At 55.5% G+C, this 20,050-nt stretch carries 10 protein-coding genes; all 10 read right to left on the bottom strand.

What is annotated here, in order from left to right; all coding sequences use genetic code 11:
- Positions 1–24 precede the first annotated feature (24 nt).
- The 10 genes from NQT62_RS14130 to NQT62_RS14085 all read right to left on the bottom strand — a co-directional run bounded on the left by NQT62_RS14130 (position 25) and on the right by NQT62_RS14085 (position 20,016).
- Positions 25–10,824, bottom strand: a complete 10,800-nt coding sequence (locus NQT62_RS14130; protein ID WP_256765382.1) for a tail fiber domain-containing protein — start codon at positions 10,822–10,824, stop codon at positions 25–27.
- Between the two features lie 26 nt (positions 10,825–10,850).
- Positions 10,851–11,408: a hypothetical protein gene (locus tag NQT62_RS14125; protein ID WP_256765381.1), complete on the bottom strand. Its 558-nt coding sequence runs from the start codon at positions 11,406–11,408 to the stop codon at positions 10,851–10,853.
- Positions 11,409–11,528: 120 nt separating this feature from the next.
- Entirely contained in the window at positions 11,529–12,218 is a 690-nt protein-coding gene (locus tag NQT62_RS14120; protein ID WP_256765380.1) for a hypothetical protein, read from the bottom strand.
- Between the two features lie 33 nt (positions 12,219–12,251).
- Positions 12,252–13,178 carry a peptidylprolyl isomerase gene (locus NQT62_RS14115; RefSeq protein WP_256765379.1) on the bottom strand — a complete coding sequence of 309 codons (927 nt, stop codon included), beginning with the start codon at positions 13,176–13,178 and terminating at the stop codon, positions 12,252–12,254.
- Complete coding sequence (locus tag NQT62_RS14110; protein ID WP_256765378.1) at positions 13,171–13,656, bottom strand: hypothetical protein; 486 nt, start codon at positions 13,654–13,656, stop codon at positions 13,171–13,173. Before NQT62_RS14110 ends, NQT62_RS14115 begins: the two co-directional genes overlap by 8 nt.
- Positions 13,653–14,516 (bottom strand): hypothetical protein, encoded by an 864-nt coding sequence (locus NQT62_RS14105; protein ID WP_256765377.1) that lies wholly within the window; start codon positions 14,514–14,516, stop codon positions 13,653–13,655. The genes NQT62_RS14110 and NQT62_RS14105 overlap by 4 nt, the downstream gene beginning before the upstream one ends.
- Position 14,517: 1 nt before the next feature.
- A complete protein-coding gene (locus NQT62_RS14100) occupies positions 14,518–15,771 on the bottom strand; it encodes a type II secretion system F family protein (protein ID WP_256765376.1) in 1,254 nt (417 codons plus the stop codon).
- A gap of 1 nt (position 15,772) precedes the next feature.
- Positions 15,773–17,482 (bottom strand): GspE/PulE family protein, encoded by a 1,710-nt coding sequence (locus NQT62_RS14095; RefSeq protein WP_256765375.1) that lies wholly within the window; start codon positions 17,480–17,482, stop codon positions 15,773–15,775.
- A gap of 9 nt (positions 17,483–17,491) precedes the next feature.
- Complete coding sequence (locus NQT62_RS14090; protein WP_256765374.1) at positions 17,492–18,436, bottom strand: hypothetical protein; 945 nt, start codon at positions 18,434–18,436, stop codon at positions 17,492–17,494.
- A complete protein-coding gene (locus NQT62_RS14085) occupies positions 18,433–20,016 on the bottom strand; it encodes a type II secretion system protein GspD (RefSeq protein WP_256765373.1) in 1,584 nt (527 codons plus the stop codon). The genes NQT62_RS14090 and NQT62_RS14085 overlap by 4 nt, the downstream gene beginning before the upstream one ends.
- Positions 20,017–20,050 lie beyond the last annotated feature (34 nt).

Genomic DNA, 20,050 nt, shown 5'->3' with positions numbered 1-20,050 from the left:
GTGAGCCTCTTTTTTTTTGAACAATCAACCCATCTTGATCCAGCTGGCGCGGATCATTTTTCCGGCAGCCAAGGCTTTGACCGAGTTGCCGTCGCCGATCAGGTCGATACCCTCACTCTTGATGGGAATCACCTTAACCTGGCCTGCGTTCACGATCACCGTGGCGGTGGCATAGCTGCCATCCATGGCACTGGTGTTGACGGTGTAATGGCCGTCAGCCGGTGCAGCAAACAAGAATGCTGGCATGCCTGCGCCCGCATACACTTCCGCGCTGCCTGTGTTCACCACCTCAGCTTTCACATTGCGTGCGGTGGCGATGTTGGCCTTCAGGCTATCTACTTCCAGATTGCGAATGCGGGCCATTTCCGCTTCCAAACGTTCGGTGTATGCAGCCTTGGTGCGCAGGGCTTCGGCGGTGAAATTGCTCACAACCAGGTTGGGGGTGTGAACGGTCAAGGTGCTGCCATCATCGGACACGGTGAAGGTGTTGCTCCACGTGGCCTCCACTTTGCTCAGGCGGCTTTCGGTGGTGCCCACCCGCTTGTCCAAGCGCCCCAGGGCGTCGTCCAGTGCGGTAATTCTCTCCGTGTTGGCAGCAATTTTGAGCGCATTCTCAGCAATTTTTTCCACGTTTACATCAATGGCTTTTTGCAACGAGTCCATTCGGGTATTGGCCGATGTTTTCCAGTCTTCCAAACCTTTTACCCGGTCGTCCATTTGGTCTACACGAACACCCAGTTCACCCAGCTTCTTGCCCTGGGTTTGTACCGTGCTGTCCAGTGATTTCAGCTGCGCATTTAGTTTGCCGACACCGGCTGCAGCCAAGGCACCCAAGCCACTATAGTCCACACTGTAATAACCACTGACATTGACCTGCGCCAATTCGGGAAACAGCATCGCCAACTCCTGTGCAATCACACCGACGCGAACCTGTCCCGTGGGGTCATTGATGAGGCGATAGCGATAGGCACTCATGCGCGTCAGGTTGTCCAGAATGGTTTGGTTGTCCATCTGGTTAATGTCGGTTTTTAGGCGGCGGTCTGAGGTCAGTTGCACACCGGAGGCATACACATTACCGCTGGCGCGAATGTCGCCGGTGACCTGCAATTTTCCACCCAGCAAGTTGCCCGATGTGGCTGCGCCGTCTGCTCCAATCACGGTGGTGTCGGTGGTTCGGCCCAGCACAATGGTGTTGCTGGTACTCACCAAGCTTTCAGCACCTAAGGCTGTGGCGTAACTTAATTGAGTCGCCGTACCTGGGCGAGCACTGCTTCCCAAAAATGTATTATATGCGCCCGTTGTGTTGGCAAATGAGGTATCCCCGCCAGGAGAAGCGTAACCCGCACGCGAACCCACCGCCACATTAGATCCCCCTGTGGAGGCACCATACAAACCTAAATATCCGATGGCGACGTTTTGACTGGCTGCCGTCGCATTGCGCATCGCCGACCTACCAACGACAACATTACTATCACCTGTGGAATTAAATTCCATGGCATATGAACCAATGGTGACATTGTCACCACCATTAGACGCTCGGTTGGCCAAGCTACCGATGGCGATATTATTCGAAGCGTTTCCATATTGGAGGGCCAACGTCCCCAAAGCCACATTGTTACTGCCGGTAGTCACGCCAGTCAGCGCATTGTTTCCAAACGCCAGATTTTGAATACCACTGGTTAAGCTCACCAAGGTGCCTGGCCCAAACGCAAAATTACTCCCCGATAAATTACCAGCGTTATCGACATCGGTCTTTGTTAGCACAACATCACCGGAGCGGCTATTAAAAGTTTTTACGCCTGTGTTAGCAATCAAGATCGATCCCGAGCCGTTGGTGATGGATAGTCCTGCTCCAGCTGTCAAGTTGCCCAAACTGAACCCAGCCCCATTGCCAATTAACAATGCCCCATTGGCCGCCGCAGAACCATCCAAACCTGTGCCACCACGGGCTGCCGAGACGGTACCATTACTGATATTGCTGCCATTCAGGTTGGTCAGTGCACTGCCATCACCACTGAATGAAGCAGCAGAAAATGCACCGCCAATGCCGAGGCTTCCAGTGATGCCCACATCACCCGTAACCTGCAAAATCTTGTTCTGAAGAATTCCACTGCTGGCGGTGCCCGTGGCACCAATCACGGTGGTGTCGGTGGTTCGGCCTAATACAATTGTATTGCTGGTCGAGACCTGCGCATCAGACCCCAAGGCAGTGGCGTAATTCAATTGAACGCCCGAATTCGGTCGTGCGTAGGCGCCCAAATAAGTATTATTGCTGCCGGTGGTGTTGGGGTTGGTTGCACTAAATGCGCTGTCGGCGTAACCGGCATTCACACCCAACGCCACGTTGGCAGAACCTGTGGTATTGGCCCACAAGGCTGACATGCCCAAAGCCGAGTTAAGTGCCCCCGTGGTGGAACTGTACAAAGCACTTTGGCCCAGCGCCGAGTTAAAGCCACCCGTGGTGGCCTTTCGCAGGGCGCTTTGGCCTACAGCAGTGTTATTGGAGGCAGTGGTTTGATCGCCCAGCGCCGAACCACCCAATGCTGTGTTGTTGCTGCCAGAAGTGTTGACATACATGGCATAGGCGCCCACCACCGTGTTGTTACTGCCATCCACGTTCTGAATCAAACTGGACAAGCCAACGGCTGTGTTTTGTGCGCCCGAGGTATTGTCGCGCAGCGCATTAATACCCAGTACCGTGTTTTGACCACCTCCGCTCTGAGCATTCACCATGTTGTTTCCACCCACAACCATGTTGGGTACAGCCACGCCACCCGATGAGTCAGACACCAACAATCGCAAGGCAGACACAGCGCCAGAGAAATTGCCTGTTGTTGCATTCAGGGTATTCAGTGTTAAAGCACCGCCCAGAGACAAATCACCGGTGACGCCCACATCACCCGTGACCTGCAAAATCTTGTTCTGCAGAATTCCACTGGTGGCGGTGCCTGTGGCACCAATCACGGTGCTGTCGGTGGTGCGGCCCAACACGATGGTGTTGCTGGTGCTGACGGATGAAAATGCGCCCAGCGCTGTGGAATAGGACAGATTTGAATCGCTTGGTCCAGCCGAGTGCCCAATCGCCGTGTTGTAACTCCCCGTTGTGTTGGTTGCCAATGCAGAGTAGCCCACTGCCGTGTTTCGATCGCCGGTCGTGTTGTTGTACAAGGCATAAGTACCATCAGCCGTGTTTCTCACACCAGTGCTGCTGAATTGCAACGCACCAAAACCCGTGGCAGTGTTGCTTTCACCGGTGGTATTCGATTGGAGGGATCGATAGCCTGCAGCCGTGTTTTGATAACCCGTGCTGTTGAATTCAAGTGCCTTGTACCCGGTGGCTGTGTTTTGATTGCCTGTGGTATTGAACTTCAGCGCATGGTAGCCAGTGGCCGTGTTGGCGTATCCAGTGGTGTTGCTCAGCAGCGCACTGTAACCGAATGCACTGTTTCTATAGCCTGTTGTGTTGGCATATAGCGCACTACTACCCATTGCAGTGTTGGAATAACCTGTCGTGTTGGAGGTCAAGGCATACACCCCCACCGCAGCGTTGTCCGAGCCGGTTGTGTTGGCATACAAAGCATCAGTTCCAATGGCAATGTTGTTATTGCCGGTGGTGTTGCTAATCAGGGCCGACGCGCCCAGTGCCGTGTTCAGATAACCCGTGGTGTTGGAGTTCATGGCCAGGTGCCCAATGGCCACATTCAATCCACCCGATGTGTTGTTGGCCATCGAGCCGTTACCAATGGCCACATTGCCGCCAGCGCCACTGGGAACACCTCCCAGCGCCCCAACCCCGATCACGATATTTGGATTTGTAACGCCGCCGGAAGAATCACCCAACAACAGACGGTTTGCAGCCAAATTGCCTGTGAATACAGCGGAAGCACCGGTGATCACGCCACCCAAAGACAGATTGCCACTAATGCCGACATCCCCAGTGACCTGCAATATTTTGTTTTGCAGAAGGCCGCTGGTGGCAGTGCCCGTGGCACCAATCACTGTGCTGTCCGTGGTGCGGCCCAGCACAATGGTATTGCTGGTAGTCACCACTGCATTATTGCCCAGCACGGTGGCATAGCTCAGATTGTTTGAAATCTGGGTATTGTTACCAATCGATAAATTGTTGCTACCGTTTGTTAGACCCTGTGCGGCTTGTTCGCCGATGGCGATGTTACCGGAGCCTGTCAATAAGGAACCCCCAGCGCGATGACCAATTGCAATATTGCTGGCACCAGCGGTTAAGCTGGACATCGCATAATGGCCCAACACCGTATTTGCACCACCAGAGCTAAGCCCGTAGAGGCTATTGTTTCCGACAGCAACGTTGTAAACACTCCCCGCCATTTGCAGGGCGTTAACGCCAACAGCCACGTTTTGAGAGCCAGTCATGTAAGCCGCAGCACTGGAACCAATCGCGGTGACCAAAGAGCCATTGCCGCTAAACATGGCATAGCTGCCAAAAGCGGTATTGTAGGATGCCGTTGTAACGCCTTGCATACTTTCCCGACCAACCGCAACATTACCCTCACCAGAGGTGTTGGAAGACAAAGCGTTGCGCCCAACAGCAGTGTTACCACCGGTGCCGCTGGGTGTTCCTTGCATGGCCCCCAAACCAACCACCACGTTGGGTATTAAAACCCCGGTTGAATCGCCAACAAGGATACGCTGCGCAGTGACAGCACCGATGAAGTTCGCTGTATTTGCAGCCAGGGTGCTCGCAGTGAGAGTACCGCCGATGGTTAAACCATTAGAAATGCCCACATCACCAGTGACCTGCAATATTTTGTTTTGCAGAATGCCACTGGTGGCTGCACCCGTTGCACCAATCACAGTGGTATCGATGGTACGACCCAGCACAATGGTATTACTGGTGCTAACAGCTGCGTCCGATCCCAGTGCTGTGGCGTAAGACAGGTTGTCAGTCACCGGGAACGAATGGGCACCCAAATAGGTGTTGTTGTTGCCGTAACGTTGGTTTGAAGCATGGGAATAGTTTCTGGATCGACCTGCATCCAGGCCCACACCGGTATTTTCATTGCCCGTGGTGTTGGCGGTCATCGCGCCATCCCCGATGCCCGTATTGCCATAGCCGTCCGTGTCGTACAAGGCACGTGTTCCGATGGCCGTGTTGCTATACCCACTGATCAAATAGTTGAGGGATTCAGGGCCTACCGCAACGTTATTGAAACCAGTTTCGAGACTGATTTGTGCACCATCCCCGATGGCAATGTTATAGCCGCCACTAATATTGCTGCTTAAGGTGTAGTTACCGATTGCGATGTTTTCATAACCGCTTTCAACATTGGTCAAGGTGTTATTGCCAATCACAATGTTGCCCGCCGCGTTGCTGAACTGAACTCGACCTGCATTCACAACGCCGGCGATCGTTGCAGAGGATGCGGACAACCCACCGGTCAACGCCAGGTTATCGCCATTGAACGAGGCCGCTGACAAAGTGCCGCCAACGCTGAGGTTTCCAGTGATACCGACATCACCAGTGACTTGCAAAATTTTGTTTTGCAGAATGCCGCTACTGGCCATACCCTCGGCCCCAATCACTGTGGTGTCGACGGTGCGGCCCAATACGATCGTATTGCTGGTGCCGACACCAGCCCCCGACCCCAGGGCGGTGGCAAAGGACAAACTGTCGGTCACTGGATACGTATAAGCCCCCAGATAAGTGTTGTTGTTGCCGTAACGCTGATTGGCTGCTGGCTCAAACAATCGATTTCCACCCGCATTCAAACCAACACCGGTATTTTCGCTGCCAGTGGTATTGGTACCCAAAGCTGCCGCACCCACACCGGTATTGCCATAACCATCTGTGGTGTACAAGGCGCTGGCCCCGATGGCTGTGTTGCTACTGCCATTCACCAGGATATGCAATGAGTTACCACCCACAGAGACGTTATCGGAACCGGTTTGTGCATTGAGCATGGCGCCGGCACCCATCGCAATGTTGTAGGTGCCACTCACATTGAATGGAAGGGTTCCATTGCCAATCGCGATGTTTTCATATCCACTGTTCAGATCAAGCAGGTTGAAGTTACCCACTGAAATATTGCCAACAGCACTTGCAGAAAGAAGTCGGCTTACGTTGAGAAAGTCGGTAATAAATGCCGAATTCGCTGACAACCCACCGGTCAATGTCAGGTTGTCTCCATTCAATGAGGCTGCTGAAAAAGCGCCACCAAGGCTGAGGTTTCCCGTGATGCCAACATCGCCGGTAACCTGCAAAATTTTGTTTTGCAAAATGCCGCTACTGGCTGTACCGGTAGCACCAATCACCGTGCTGTCGGTGGTGCGGCCCAGCACAACCGTATTGCTGGTGCTGACCAATGCCGCAGAGCCCAGGGCAGTGGCGTAATTCAGTTGCGTGGTGGTACCGGGCATGGTGTAGGCACCAATGAATGTATTGTTGCTGCCGGTGATGTTCGCATTGGTGTCATTTGAATCAACAGTGGAATAACCGGCATAAATGCCAAGAGCCACGTTGTCACTACCCAGTGTGTTGCTGCCCAGCGCTTGTGCACCCACCGCTGTGTTGGTAAGTCCCTCTGTATTGCTGCCCAATGCTGAAAGACCAAACGCGCTGTTACCATTCGCCAAGGTGTTGGCGCTTAACGCAAGCGTGCCCATGGCTGTATTACCCAAACCACTGGTGTTCGATCCAAGGGCAGACGCCCCCACGGCGCTATTAAAAATGCCGTCCAGATTTTTTTCCAAGACGTTATTGCCCACAGCCACGTTGAAAGCGCCATGGGTGTTATTCATCAAGGCACTGGACCCGATACCGACGTTGAAGTATCCGGATTGATTGTCTTGCAGCGCACTGATCCCCACCGCGGTGTTTGCGCCAAATCCGCTTTGTGGACCCTGCATGGCCGCTTGACCAATGATCACGCTCGGCAAGTCAACGCCACCCGAGGAATCGGCCAGAATCAAGCGCTGCGCAGACACATTCCCGTTAAACGATGCTGTGGTTCCTACCAATGCACCATTCAAGGCAAGACCACCAAATGTGGGTGTACTGGTGGTGGCAATGCTTTGCGGCAGGCTCAAGGTGATGCTGCCAGCGCCGTTGGCGACATTGATTTGCTCGGCAGTGCCGGTCAGTGTGCTCAATGTATAACCACTGCCGTTCCCAATCAGCAACGTGCCGTTGGCCGCTGCTGAACCATTTACACCGGTGCCGCCAAATGCAGTGCCCAACATACCACTGGTGATGTTGCTGGCATTCAGGTTGGTCAGTGCACTGCCATCACCACTGAATGATGCCGCTGAAAACGCACCACCAATACTGAGGTTTCCTGTGATGCCCACATCGCCGGTGACTTGCAATATTTTGTTTTGCAAAATGCCGCTGCTGGCGGTGCCCGTGGCACCAATCACCGTGCTGTCCGTGGTGCGGCCCAGCACCACTGTGTTGCTGGTACCAACCAAGGCGCCAGATCCCAATGCTGTGGCGTAATTCAGCTGCGTGGTGGTACCAGGCATGGCGAATGCACCCACGAAGGTGTTGTTGCTGCCTGTGGTATTGGCGTTCGATGTGCTGCCGCCAATTGTTGAGAAACCTGCTGATTGACCCATGGCCACGTTGTAGCTGCCGGTTGTGTTGCTGTACAGTGCAGCGCTTCCCAAAGCGGCGTTTTGCTGGCCTGTTGCATTGGAAAACATGCTCAAACGACCAATGGATGTATTCTGCGCCCCGGTTGTGGTGCTGAACAAAGCACCCTGCCCCACCACGGTGTTGTCTGAACCCGTGGTGAGGCCAAAGGCAGCACCGTCACCAAAGACGGCGTTGTTGCTGGCGGTGGTTGCGGAAAACAGCGCCGCTGAACCAAATGCGGAATTTTTTTGTCCGGTGGTATTGCTGTACAGTGCAGCCCGCCCCATCGCCGTGTTGGAAAAACCCGTGGTATTGAAAAGCAAAGCCTCTGCACCCACAGCGGTGTTGTCGCGGCCTGTGCTATTGGCCGCCAATGTGCTGTAACCAACCCCTGTGTTGAACACGCCGTCATTGCTGGCAGCCGAGGCTGTGAGGCTGGCCAGAACCCCGGCACCAATGGCCACGTTGCCTGCACGGCGCTCGCTGGCCAGGGCACTGGTGCCCAAAGCCAGGTTGGTTTGCGGGGACGCTGCACCAATGGAACTGGCCGATGTCAGCGCTGCATCAATGTTTGCCTTGGTCATGGGTAGGACTGCCTGCCCACCCAGGTAAAGGCTTTGTGCATCCACACGGCCAGTAAACACAGCCGACTGGTCCGGAAACAGGGTGAGCACGGTGTTGTAGGTCTGGTCTCCCACATTGCCTGTATTGCCATTGCCCACCCGGAAATTTAGGCCATTGTCGGCGCCACCGGCATCCACATTGGTCTGATGGTCACCCACTCGAATCCGCAAATGGTCCCAGGGAGAAAAGCCATCGGTTGAGAAAACCCGCAGATCGCGAAGGGACGTGCTACTGCCCAAATTGGAGGTGTTCAAGGCCACACTGTTGGTGACATTCAAGGTGCCGTTCAAGTTCATGCCGGCAAAGGTGGGTGTACTGGTGGTGGCAATATTTTGCGGCAGGCTCAAGGTGATGCTGCCAGCACCATTGGCGACATTAACTTGGTTTGCAGTGCCGGTGAGTGTACCCAGTGTATAGCCACTGCCGTTGCCAATCAGCAATGCCCCATTGGCTGCTGCGGAGCCATTCACCCCGGTGCCCCCAAAGGCAACAGGTACTAATCCACTGTTGATGTTGCTGCCGTTCAGGTTGGTCAGGCCGCTGCCATTGCCGCTGAACGAGGCTGCTGAAAACGCGCCGGCAATGCTGAGGTTTCCAGTGATGCCCACATCGCCGGTGACTTGCAATATTTTGTTTTGCAGAATGCCGCCACTGGCCGTGCCTGTAGAGCCGATCACGGTTTTGTCCGTGGCGCGTCCCAACACAATGGTATTGCTGGTGGTGACCAGGCTCTCCGAACCCAGGGCTGTGGCGTAAGTCAGCTGGGTGGTTGTGCCTGGCATGGCATTAGCACCCACAAATGTGTTGTTGTTGCCAGTGATGTTGGCGTTGGTAGAGTTGTTACTAGCATTGGAGTAACCCGCGTTTAGGCCAATTGCGACGTTCCGCGCACCCTGGGTGTTTTTGTATAAGGCGGCAGCACCAAATGCGGTGTTCCCGAATCCGTCAATATTGCCAGCCAATGCAGATATTCCTAATGCACTATTGGCGCTACCGATCGTATTGGCAGACAATGAATTAAGGCCTATTGCAGTATTGTTCTGCCCATGGCTGTTGGATTGAAGCGCGTAAGCGCCAAACGCGCTGTTATAAAACCCGTCGGAGTTCTGCTGCAGGGCATTAAATCCAGCAGCGGTATTCATTCCGCCCGATATATTGGTGAGCAACGCATTTGTTCCAATCGCCACGTTGTAGGCACCGGAAAGATTACTTTGGAGCGCGCTGATGCCCACTGCTGTATTTCCGCCCGATCCAGTTTGAGAACCTTGCATGGCCGTCAGACCAACAATCAGGTTTGGGTCAGAAACCCCACCTGTAGAGTCGGCCAGGATCAAACGCTGGGCAGACACATTTCCACTAAATGATGCGGTGGTGCCCACCAATGCACCATTCAGCATCAAGCCACCAAAAGTGGGGGTGCTGGTGGTGGAAATGCTTTGTGGCAAGCTCAGGGTGATGCTGCCAGCGCCAGTGGTGACGTTGACTTGATCGGCTATTCCGACGATATTGCCTAGACTGAATCCCGCGCCATTGCCAATTAACAATTGACCATTGGCCGCAGTGGAGCTGTCCACGCCAGTGCCGCCGAATGCAGCGCCCAACACGCCGGTCGTGATATTTGCAGCATTCAGGTTGGTGAGCGCACTGCCATTGCCTGCCAGGGTTGCTGCGGTGAGCGCACCGCTCACGTCCAGGTTGCCAGTCACGGTGGAATTGCCAGTGATTTTTGCGCCGCCGGCAGTCACCGTGATGCCGTTGGATGCAGTGACTGCGCCACTGAAAGTTGACGAGCCTGCCACAGTGAGGTTGCTGCTGAAATTGGCCACTGTGGCCTGAAATTCAGCAACCGTGACTTTGCCTGCGGTGTACGACACTGCGCCAGTGCCATTGGCTGCAGAATCATCATTGAATGTGGGGCCGGCATACACCGGCACCCAGGAGCCCGCCGAATAGGTATAGAGCCGGTTGCTTTCTCTGACCAGGCGTACATCTCCATCGGTGCCCTGCGTGGCCAACAAGTCTGCATAGGTGGCCACACTGCTTCGGTACTGCTGCGATGCGGTCTGCTGTGGTTGACGAATTTCAATGTAATCATCGCCCGCTGCGGTTCGGGTGGCCAGAATTTGGGCACACGATGTTTCGATGGCACCATTCAACCCAGCCGATACCACCGCATACACCAGTGGGACGGACGCACCAAGACCTGCATTGAAACCGCCGCCAGCGGTTGAACTGGCATTGTCCCAAGCGCAATAGCCCAAGGGGCGACCACCACCGTCCCGCGTGGGCACGCCGTAGCCGTTGGGCACTGTGCCCATGTCGGCAGGAAAAAAACTGAGCGCAGCGCTCATGGGTAGGCCACGCAACACACCATTTTGGTCGCTGACAAAACCCTGCAAACCCTGATTAACCTGAGAGACCGTGTTGCGCAAGGTGAATTGGCGAACCAGCTGGGTGGCTGTGAAAGCGGCCGATGTTTCGCTGGACCCAGCATGCCCCACACCAGGGGCCATCAGCATGGCGAACAACACCACACACACCAGCCGACTGGTGACCCGTTCAACATGAAACGATTTCACAAAGCTGCGCATATTCTCTGTCTCCCGTGCAGCACCTTTCACTGCAACACCGTGATGTACAACACATCCCCGCTCACCGTCGTCACCAAACTCAGTTGCCGCTGCAACCGTGTTCGAACCACAGCACCGCCGCCCGCCACTTTGGGAACAAGGAGTAACCGGATGCCGTTGGTCTCCGTGTGCTCATACACCCAGGGCTGAAATTCTGGTGGTGTTTGCGGCAGTGGCACACCATCCCCCAACTGCCCCAAACCCAGCGCACCACCCGGTGATCCAGGGCACTTCACATTGCTCAGGTCGTCCCGGTTCAACTGGGCGTTGCTTGGCGCCGGGTATGGGTGGCGGGCATTGAACTGTGCATGGTCACCATTCGGATACACCGCGGCACACAAAAACACCTTGCTTCGAATGATTTCAATTTGTGCGTTCACTTCTTCCACCGTTTGTTGCACAATGCGGGCCTGCTCATTGTTTGAATACAATCGGCTGTACGCCAGGCCAACCACACTCATCAAGGCCAACCCATACAGCAAGTAGGCGGTAACAAAACCCCGCCCCCGCTGCCTAGGTGACTGTCCAACCTGCTTCGAATGCATGACACACGCCCTCTCTATCTGCTTTAACGCCAGCATCATCCAGGGAGCACATCGCCCGCTTCGGGGATAAAAAACCCCACCAGGGGTGGGGCGATGGGTGCTTGCGTTTGCTGCTGGCCATCAGTTCTCCTGAACCACCTTGAAGTACAGGTAACTGTTGTCCGATGTTTGAACACACCCTTCAGGCCAGCCCGTGGGGTCAGTGCCGGTGGCGCCGCTCAAGCCGCCATCACCACCGATGGTTTGCCAGGTTGACAGTGCTGCGGTGGCCACGGGAATTCCAGGGCCGCCATACAACAGGCGGTTGACTCGCTCGCACACGTCTTGGCGCACCGAGGGCAAAAACACCAACGGATCGGCTGAACCAGAACCAATGCCCTTGCCTGGCGTACCGCGGTTGTAAAACCAGTGCCCAGCCTGGTTGGCGCTGGGCGCCGCATTGGCCACTGTTGCATTAAATGCTGACGTGGGCATGATCTGTGGCAAGGCGTAACGGGCCGTTGGGTCGAACAGACCTTGACTGGCCGTGGCCGAAAAGTCCAGGGTGTTGAGCACGGCACTGGCGCCAAAATCGCTTGCAAAACGCGACACACCGTCCCGCAAATCACTGGCCTGTTTCAAGATGACGGACGCATTGACTTTGGCCTGCTCCACGTCGGTTTGAGATGTGGGGCTTCGATTGGCCAGGGCAAAGCCACCCAAGATGGCAGTCATCAATGCGATACCGAACAACAGCGCTGCCTGAATGAAACCGAACTGATGGTGTCGACGAGGCCAGGCTGGTTTGTTGCGTCTGGTTTGAGTGTTCATGAAAATCTCCGGCGAATGTGTTTGGAACCTGGTTTAACCCAGCTCGACTTTGGCCTGCTTGCGGGCCTGTTCCAGTTCCTGGTTGAATCGTTGCAGTGCCAGGGTTTGTCGAATTTCATCCTTCACTGCGTCCACGGTGGGTTTGTCCAGCTGCTTGACGTCATCCACGCGCAGCACCAGCAAACCGTTGCGAAGCTGCAGCACCTCGCTAAACTCCCCCTTCTTCATCTTGGCAGCCACCCGCCCCAGGTTGTAGGGCAACGCCGTGGCTGCTGCATACCCATCCCCCTGTTCAATCAACGGCTTGAGCTGGGCCAGTGCCTTGCTGTCGCCGTCTTTCAGATTTTTCAACACGGTTTGTGCATCGTTAATCTGCCCGCTCAGGTAGTAACTCACCTTGAACAGCTTGAAATTTTCATCGCGCACATTGGTTTTGTAATAGTCCTGAATTTGTTCGTCTGTCACTGCATCCCGCAGTTCCTGAATGCGGCGTGTGGTGTACAGGGTCGCCAGTACTTCACGCTCAGCCGCTTTCAAGGTTGCATCGGCTTCTTTGCTGTACAGTTCGCGGCCTCGTTCAGCCGCCAGTACCTTGTTGATGTACCGGTCAATCACGATCGCACGGTCGACGCCCGAATTGATCAACCCCCGGATTTCCGAATCCACCACTTTTTGACCATTGACAACCGCCACCACGGTGGTGGGCTCTGGGTCCTGTGGGCCACTCGCTTTGGTTGCCGCTGAAGCGCTGGTGACTCCCGACCATGTTTTGGCGCCGGTGACTGCCCACCCACCCCACAGCAGGGCTGCACAGGTAACACCGACCACTGACCACTTGAGCACCGACTTTGGATTTTTCGCAGCCGACACCTCCGCCAAATCCTCGGGTGCCACCGGCATGCTCACCGGCCCTGGCATTGTGTCGTCTGCTGTTTCAGAAATATTGACTGAATCATTCATTTCCCTGCCCTCTCAGTTTGACTTGAACCTTTTCGGTAATACCCTTGACCACGGCATACGATGCCTTTCCCTTACAAGAGGCCAGACAAATGTCGTCGGCCTTCCAAATCACTTTTTTCGACACACCCTGAATGCTGTTCAGCACAAACATGAATTCAGGAAAGTTGGCCTCTTTCGCAATGGAAATTTCCAGACTGTCTTTGCTGGCCTCCACCACCACCGCCGGGCTTAACCGTTGCAACACTGCGGCGTACTCGGCGTACAGGCTTGCTGGCACAGGTTCTGTCAGCAGCTTGAACTGCGGAAGCTCCGCATTTTTTTTCTCGGTTTGCTCAGACTTGATGAAATCTTTCACCGCAAGCGCTGTAACCACCACCATCAACACGGCAGCCATCATGACCATCAGCGGCGCAAGGCCCAACAATCGGGAAACCTCGTTCAGCAACATGGACGCATCCGTTTTCAGATCCAGTTTCATTTTTTCTCCACAACAGTTTTACGGACAGTCAACAAGCCCTCCAAATCCCTCAGATCGGTGACCACATCGCGGCCCAATTGATCGAGATAGTCCTGACTAACCCAACTGGGCAACACGATTTCGAATTGCTCGCGGTGCTCACCCTGCAAGTGGTATTGCTCAATCCATCCACCCGAGCGCACAACCGTGGCAGACACCTGTTGAATGCGGGAAATTTGCATGGCGAGCGGCTGTTGGATGCTGACTTTTTCCAGCGTGGCATTCAGGTCGTTTTCAACAGCGCGCACATTCAAGTGCTGGGCGTTCAATGAAGACTGCACGGCACCAAACACATGAATGCCCAGAAAGATCGCAGTGCTGCCCGCCAGAATGGCCATGGAGACTTTCTGAACCCAGCCCCCCACGCGCTCACTGACGCCCAAAATGGCCTGGGGAATGCTGCTCAGTACCTCGCCACCACCGGGTTTGACGGGGTGAATCGGTAAATCAAGCCCCAGCAGGTGTTCCGACAGGATCTCGCTGTCGTTGCACAAAAACTGGAGGTTACCGGCTTCGATGATGAGCGCAGCACTGTAATCGGACTCGCTGAGCAGGTAGATGCCATCGCCTTGATGCTGCGGTTTGCCTGGCAAACAATCAATGAAAGGAATGAGTGTTCCGGCGCTGGAACCCATCCAGCGACTTTCCACAGCAAAGTAATACACATAACCAGACCGCACGGTGATGTGCACATGCAGCCGATTGGTGCCCAAAATGGCATATGCATGGTTGCCCACCACCCGCAGCGCACTGGCGCTGCCCACAGGCAGACGGCCAGCAATCAGGTTTGCATAAACCGATTTCATTGAGATGTCACTCACATTAACCTCCACCGGTCAACACAACTTCGTTTTGCAGATACACCACGGCGAGGCTGAACAACACCGCAATGCCGGAGTACACCAAGGAGGCCACAAAGGCGAACGCCGCAAATTTTTTGGCCAGGGTATTGGCGCGGTCCTCACGGGTGCTGGAAATCGAATCCAGGCACTCGGCCAACTGCGATTGGTCCCGGTGCGCGCGAATGAGCAAGCGCTCACTGCTGTCCAACATGGGGTGATTGAACGCCGCTGCCGGATGTTCGCCAATTTCAGACCGGGCGATGATGTCACCCCACATGGCATTGACTGACGGCACCAGTGTCCCTTTTCGGGCGATGGACACCGCGGTCAGGAAGGTCACACCACCTCGAAGCAGGGACGACAACACCCGCGTGGTGGCCGATACACTGGAGCAAGCGAGCAGCGGCCCCAGCACTGGTGTTTTTTCCAGAAAGCCCAAAGCCTGTGCCCGCACCTTGGCATCGGGGGAAAACAACATCATCGTGAAATACAACAACACCACCACAAACACAAACGACAGCACCAGCAAACCGTTGTTGACCAGTTCTGCCAGGTGCAGTGAGGTTTGGTAGCGTGCGACTTTGCCCGGGTCGTCACTCAGCAATGGTGTTTTTTTCAATTGCTCAATCAAGCCAAAGCGCATGCCAATCACGGTTGATACCGCCATGATCAGGTCCAGCACGGTCCAGGTCACCGCCCCGAACATTAGCTTCAAGGTTGAAGAACCTTTTTCATAAAAACTCACAGCCGTTTCGAGCGCTTTACTCAATTGACCGGCAGCTTCTCCGGCACTCAACACGGCCAGGGTTGAGTCATCAAACCAGTTCAAAATGTCCAGCGACTGCACAAAACCAAAGCCCTGGCGAAGTGCATTCAGGCTTTCATTCAATGCCACCCGCGGTTCGCCCAGTTCACCCAGAATCACCTGTTCCAGTGCCTTTTCTGGCGAAAGGCCAGAGCGGACATTGAATGCAAGTGCCTGCAAAAATTTTTGTTTGTAACTGCGATTCACCGAGGGGTTGAACAGCCGCTTAATCTGGCCACTGGGCTTGATCTCGGTCAACTCCAGCACCACGCCGCCCCGGTCGATCACCGCTTGCATCGCTTCACGGGGTTTGGACGCGGCAACCACCAGCTCATGGCGAAAGTATCCGGTCAAGGCTGGGTCGGGACGGCCTGTCGCATCCAGCATGGACGGTGCCAAATATCGGATCCGGAAGTTGCACAAGGACATCTCAGGCTCCTTCCAACAAGTTGAACACGGTGGCTGCGTCGATCAGGCCTTGTGACAACAGGCCACGCAAGGTATCAATCCGGCTGATGAACTCAATCCCGTTGTCAGGATTCAGGTCTGCGGGCAACTCAACCCGACCATCCCGAAAGGCTTTCACAAAACTTGATCGTGGCGCATCGTCCATGGGCACGTGCATGGTTTCATGCGCAGCCACACGACCCCGGTAACCAGTGCCTCCGCACAGGCCACAACCCATGGTCTTTTGAAGGCTGCCAAATTCACGGAGCAAGCCCCCGGTGCACTTCGCCAGCCGATGGTTCAAGCGATCCAACTCGGGGGGGTCGCATGGCACAGCGCAACTGCACAGGCGCGGCAACAATCGCTGGTGAATCACCAATCGCAAGTAGTTGGCCATCAAAAATTCAGCATCCTCCCGGTGAACCGGGTCGATGATGGACATGAACCGCTCCGTGACCTGCACAGCGCTGTTGGCATGAATGGTTGAAATCACCAGATGCCCGCTTTCCGCAAAAGCCAGGGCAGCCCGTGCTGAATCGGCATCGCGTATTTCACCGAAAATCAGAATGTCTGGGTCCTGCCGCAAAATGGAACGCTCCAGCTCAATCGCTTTTTGACGAATCAACGCCTGCAACTGGATTTGTTTGGCAAACGGCAGCAAGTATTCCACCGGGTCTTCCACGGTGATGAGGTTCATGGAGTCCCGTCGGAACCCGCAGGCCATGGTGTACTGGGTGGTGCTTTTACCCGATCCAGTGGCCCCGGAAATAAACACCAATCCGCCAGACTTCCCGTGCTGGCCCGTGATGGAACGCATCAATGCAAGAATTCGGGGTTGGCTGGGAAACAACGCCTGAAGACTGGGCAACATGGCAGGGTCGAGCGCACGCATCACCACCGACTCACCGTCGACCAATGGCTGGGTTGAAATCCGGAAGTCCACCACCCGGCCGTCATGCTCCACCGACAAACGACCGTCCTGCGCCGTGCGGCTATTGGAGGCGTCCATGCCCGCTTCAATCTTGATGCGCGCCACCAGGGATTGCATCAACAATTCCGGCAACAAATGGGTGGGCCGCATCACCGAGTCAACTCGATAAGCCAGCCATGCATCGGGATCGGGTTTGCGGTTCAAGTGAATGTCACTGGCCCGAAGTGTCAATGCCTCCCTGAGCACCGCATACACCAAGGCCCGCAATCGGCCGGCTTCCAGGCCCTCGGTGCGCAGCGCTTCAATCAACCCGGACACCGAGCTCGATTGCTGTGCAGCCTGAATCAAACCCATGACCTCAACCCGGCTGGCGGGTAACAGCCGCAAGTTCTTGATGGGCACCCGAACCAGTTGTCGCAACTGATCAACCTGACGCGCATTGAGCGGCTGGCATGTTTTGAGTGTGAGCTGCCCCTTGGACAGGTCCACCGGCATGCAACCAAAGCGCTGGCACACATCCATGGGCAATGTGCCCTCAATGGCCATTGAAATTTCTGCCGAGGTGTGCCGGAAATCATCCCGATCAGCCAAGTCATCCAGGTTGATGAACCGTGCGCGCAAGGCCAGGGCGCTCAATTCTGCAGAACGTCCTTCGGAGCGCATGTGAACATGTTGCTGCCGCAACAGATTCAACTGCGCAGGATCCAGACCTGCATCACTGAGGTCTGACTCACCCAACTTGATTTGTGGATTGCGTATCATCCCGGGGCCTCAGTTCAAGGGGGCGGCCAGGCCTGGCGATGTTCCGAAGCCGGGCGACGGATATCCCCCACCGCCGCCGCCGAAGCCACCACCAAAGCCACCACTTCCATAACCTCCAAAGCCGCCACCGCCAGCACCACCAAATCCACCCTGCACCGTGTTGCCCGTGATCCGACTGGAGATGGCCGGCTTCAGATACTTGAATGCCTCGGTGTCCACTTTTTCCAAGCTATCCTTGGTAGGAACCAATGCCGTGTTGGGTGCAGACTCAATCGCACCGAAAAATACAGTGACCCAACGGCCCTGGTTACTCAGCCATTCCACCGTCACATCCGGACCATCCAGTTTCGCACGCAGGGTATACCCACTCAGATTGGTAGGCTGCCCCACCTTCAGGCGCAACACCGATGACGCAACAATCGGGCTCACTGCTTGAGCCTGTGATGAAGATCGACCACCTGAATTTTGCCCAGGGCCCTGCGACCCCTGAGCACTTGAAATACCCTGCCCTGCGGTTGTTGCAGGGGTGATGGGGCCAAGCGCAGGAATGGCATACTCGCTGCGGCGCAAGACCACTGCACCACTGACATGGGCACTCACCGTCATTTCACTGAACATGTTCAGCAGTGGAACGGGCACGTTCGACGCATTCAACTCCTGCTGGCGAATATTGAAATCCTCCTGCGTGATCCGGCCTGCCGCTTTTTCTCGCAAGGCCTCATCCCCGCCAGCCCCTGGCAAAGCCGCTGACGGTGCTCGACCTGCTGACGCGCCAGGCCCTCCAGAGGGGGCATCGGCCGACGGTGCGCCCGGCATGGCCGAAGCCGGCCGAACCAGGGGATTGGTGATCAATTGCTGGGCATAACCGCCATGGGCAGGAAATACCAGGCCCGTTACCAGCAGGGTTGACATGCACCCCAATCGGCATGCACGTGTTTGCAATGCGTTCTTCATGGTTGTGTCCCCTCATCGGCCACATCGCCGAACAGGAAAGGCAGCAAGGTGCGGCGGGTTTTTCGATGGCTAGCCGTCTCAGCAGGTGCCGGTGTAACAACGGGCATCGCCGACACTGCAGGCATGGTCTCCGGCGCGGGTGCCGCAACAGCCATGCCTGGTTTGGCGCTATCAAACACCAGCAAGCGCGGGCGAATGGTGATCACCAACTCGGTCTGCTTGGTCACCTGCGATTTGGTCAACACCGGAAAGCCACTTTGATAGTCGTCCTGCGTGCGAGACACGGTGATGCCTCCAAGCAAAATGGTGTCGCCAGGCCTGCACCTCACCTGAGTCTTGAGTTCACGGTCAGCCACCTCGGGCAAATTCAAGTCAATGCCCAGGGCGGTAAACTTCGTCAGCGACAACAACTCGGTGATCGAAATATTGATGCGTGTGTAAATGGTGGAGTCGTGTGCCTCACCAGTGAGCGACATCTCAAGACCAGTGCGCAGGCTTTGCGTATCGGCAGTGGACTGCGCCACGCCATTGACGATTTGTGAACCCACCCGAGCCACATAAATGGTGGACTGGCCCACACGAATGGAACCGTTCGTGCCATTCATCAACCCGATTTTGGGTTGGCTCAAGGTTTTGACATCACCCTGTGTCCGCAAGAAATCCACCAACAGCTTGGTCGAGAAATTTTGACCAAACACCAGGGTCTCAATGCCGGTGGACGTTCTGGAGATTTGGGAAATTCGGTCGGCTGTGCTGCTGGGGCCAGACAGTGCAGAATCTGGCGCCGTGTTCAAGCCCCGACCAGTTTTGTACTGCTCCCAGCGAACGCCCATGTTGTTGTTGTCATTCAAATCGACCTGCAACACATTCATGTCATACACAATCATGGAGCGGGTAGCCCGGGCCTTGTCGAGGTAATCCTGAATGGAATTCAAGGCACGCCGGTTTGCACGAAACACCAAGGATCGATTGATCCGGTCCAGGTAAACATCCCGCGCACCCAGAAACTGCAGTGTGTTGGTTACACCGGCCATGCTGTCTTCGCTCAGCACGGGGGGCATGGTCACCACAAACTGTTGTTCGGGCATGATTCGCAACACACCACTGTCGGTCATGGTCCAGAAAAAGCCCATGATCTCGCCAAGCTTGCCCATCACGTCGGTGAGCGACCCACTCAGGTTATTCAACGTCACGACACCGTAGCGGGCCATGGCATCGGCGCCGCCTTCAAAGCTCAGGGGGGTGTTGGTATTGGCAAACAACAACTGGAGTACATCAAACAAACCCCGCTCAGTCACCGACAGATTGCTGACCGGCACATTGGGCAAGGCACCTTGCGATGTTTGTGGACGCACCCAGAACGTGTCATCGGGCATGCGGTCAATCGGCAACGTCACGGTGGCCGAGCTCTCATCCTGAACCGTCAGCTCAGGTTGCTTGATGGTGTTGCGGATGGTTTTTTCAGAACCCCAGGGCCGCAGCGGGGCGCAAGCTGACACACACAGGGCAACGGCCAGACCAACACCCAGGTGGCGGGTTTGCCAGTTGTGCCTGCATCGCGGTAAAAAGAGGTTGGCCATCGTGTGGATCCTTGTGTCGTCTTGACACCAGTAT

This window comes from Limnobacter humi (genome assembly GCF_024518835.1).
Taxonomy (GTDB): domain Bacteria; phylum Pseudomonadota; class Gammaproteobacteria; order Burkholderiales; family Burkholderiaceae_B; genus Limnobacter; species Limnobacter humi.
This window is presented reverse-complemented; position numbering and strand designations above follow the sequence as displayed.

Coding starts and splice junctions, on each gene's coding strand:
- NQT62_RS14120 (WP_256765380.1), bottom strand. CDS start 12,218: ATGAACACTCAAACCAGACGCAACAAACCAGCCTGGCCTCGTCGACAC.
- NQT62_RS14090 (WP_256765374.1), bottom strand. CDS start 18,436: ATGAAGAACGCATTGCAAACACGTGCATGCCGATTGGGGTGCATGTCA.
- NQT62_RS14085 (WP_256765373.1), bottom strand. CDS start 20,016: ATGGCCAACCTCTTTTTACCGCGATGCAGGCACAACTGGCAAACCCGC.
- NQT62_RS14130 (WP_256765382.1), bottom strand. CDS start 10,824: ATGCGCAGCTTTGTGAAATCGTTTCATGTTGAACGGGTCACCAGTCGG.
- NQT62_RS14110 (WP_256765378.1), bottom strand. CDS start 13,656: ATGAAACTGGATCTGAAAACGGATGCGTCCATGTTGCTGAACGAGGTT.
- NQT62_RS14115 (WP_256765379.1), bottom strand. CDS start 13,178: ATGAATGATTCAGTCAATATTTCTGAAACAGCAGACGACACAATGCCA.
- NQT62_RS14095 (WP_256765375.1), bottom strand. CDS start 17,482: ATGATACGCAATCCACAAATCAAGTTGGGTGAGTCAGACCTCAGTGAT.
- NQT62_RS14125 (WP_256765381.1), bottom strand. CDS start 11,408: ATGCATTCGAAGCAGGTTGGACAGTCACCTAGGCAGCGGGGGCGGGGT.
- NQT62_RS14100 (WP_256765376.1), bottom strand. CDS start 15,771: ATGTCCTTGTGCAACTTCCGGATCCGATATTTGGCACCGTCCATGCTG.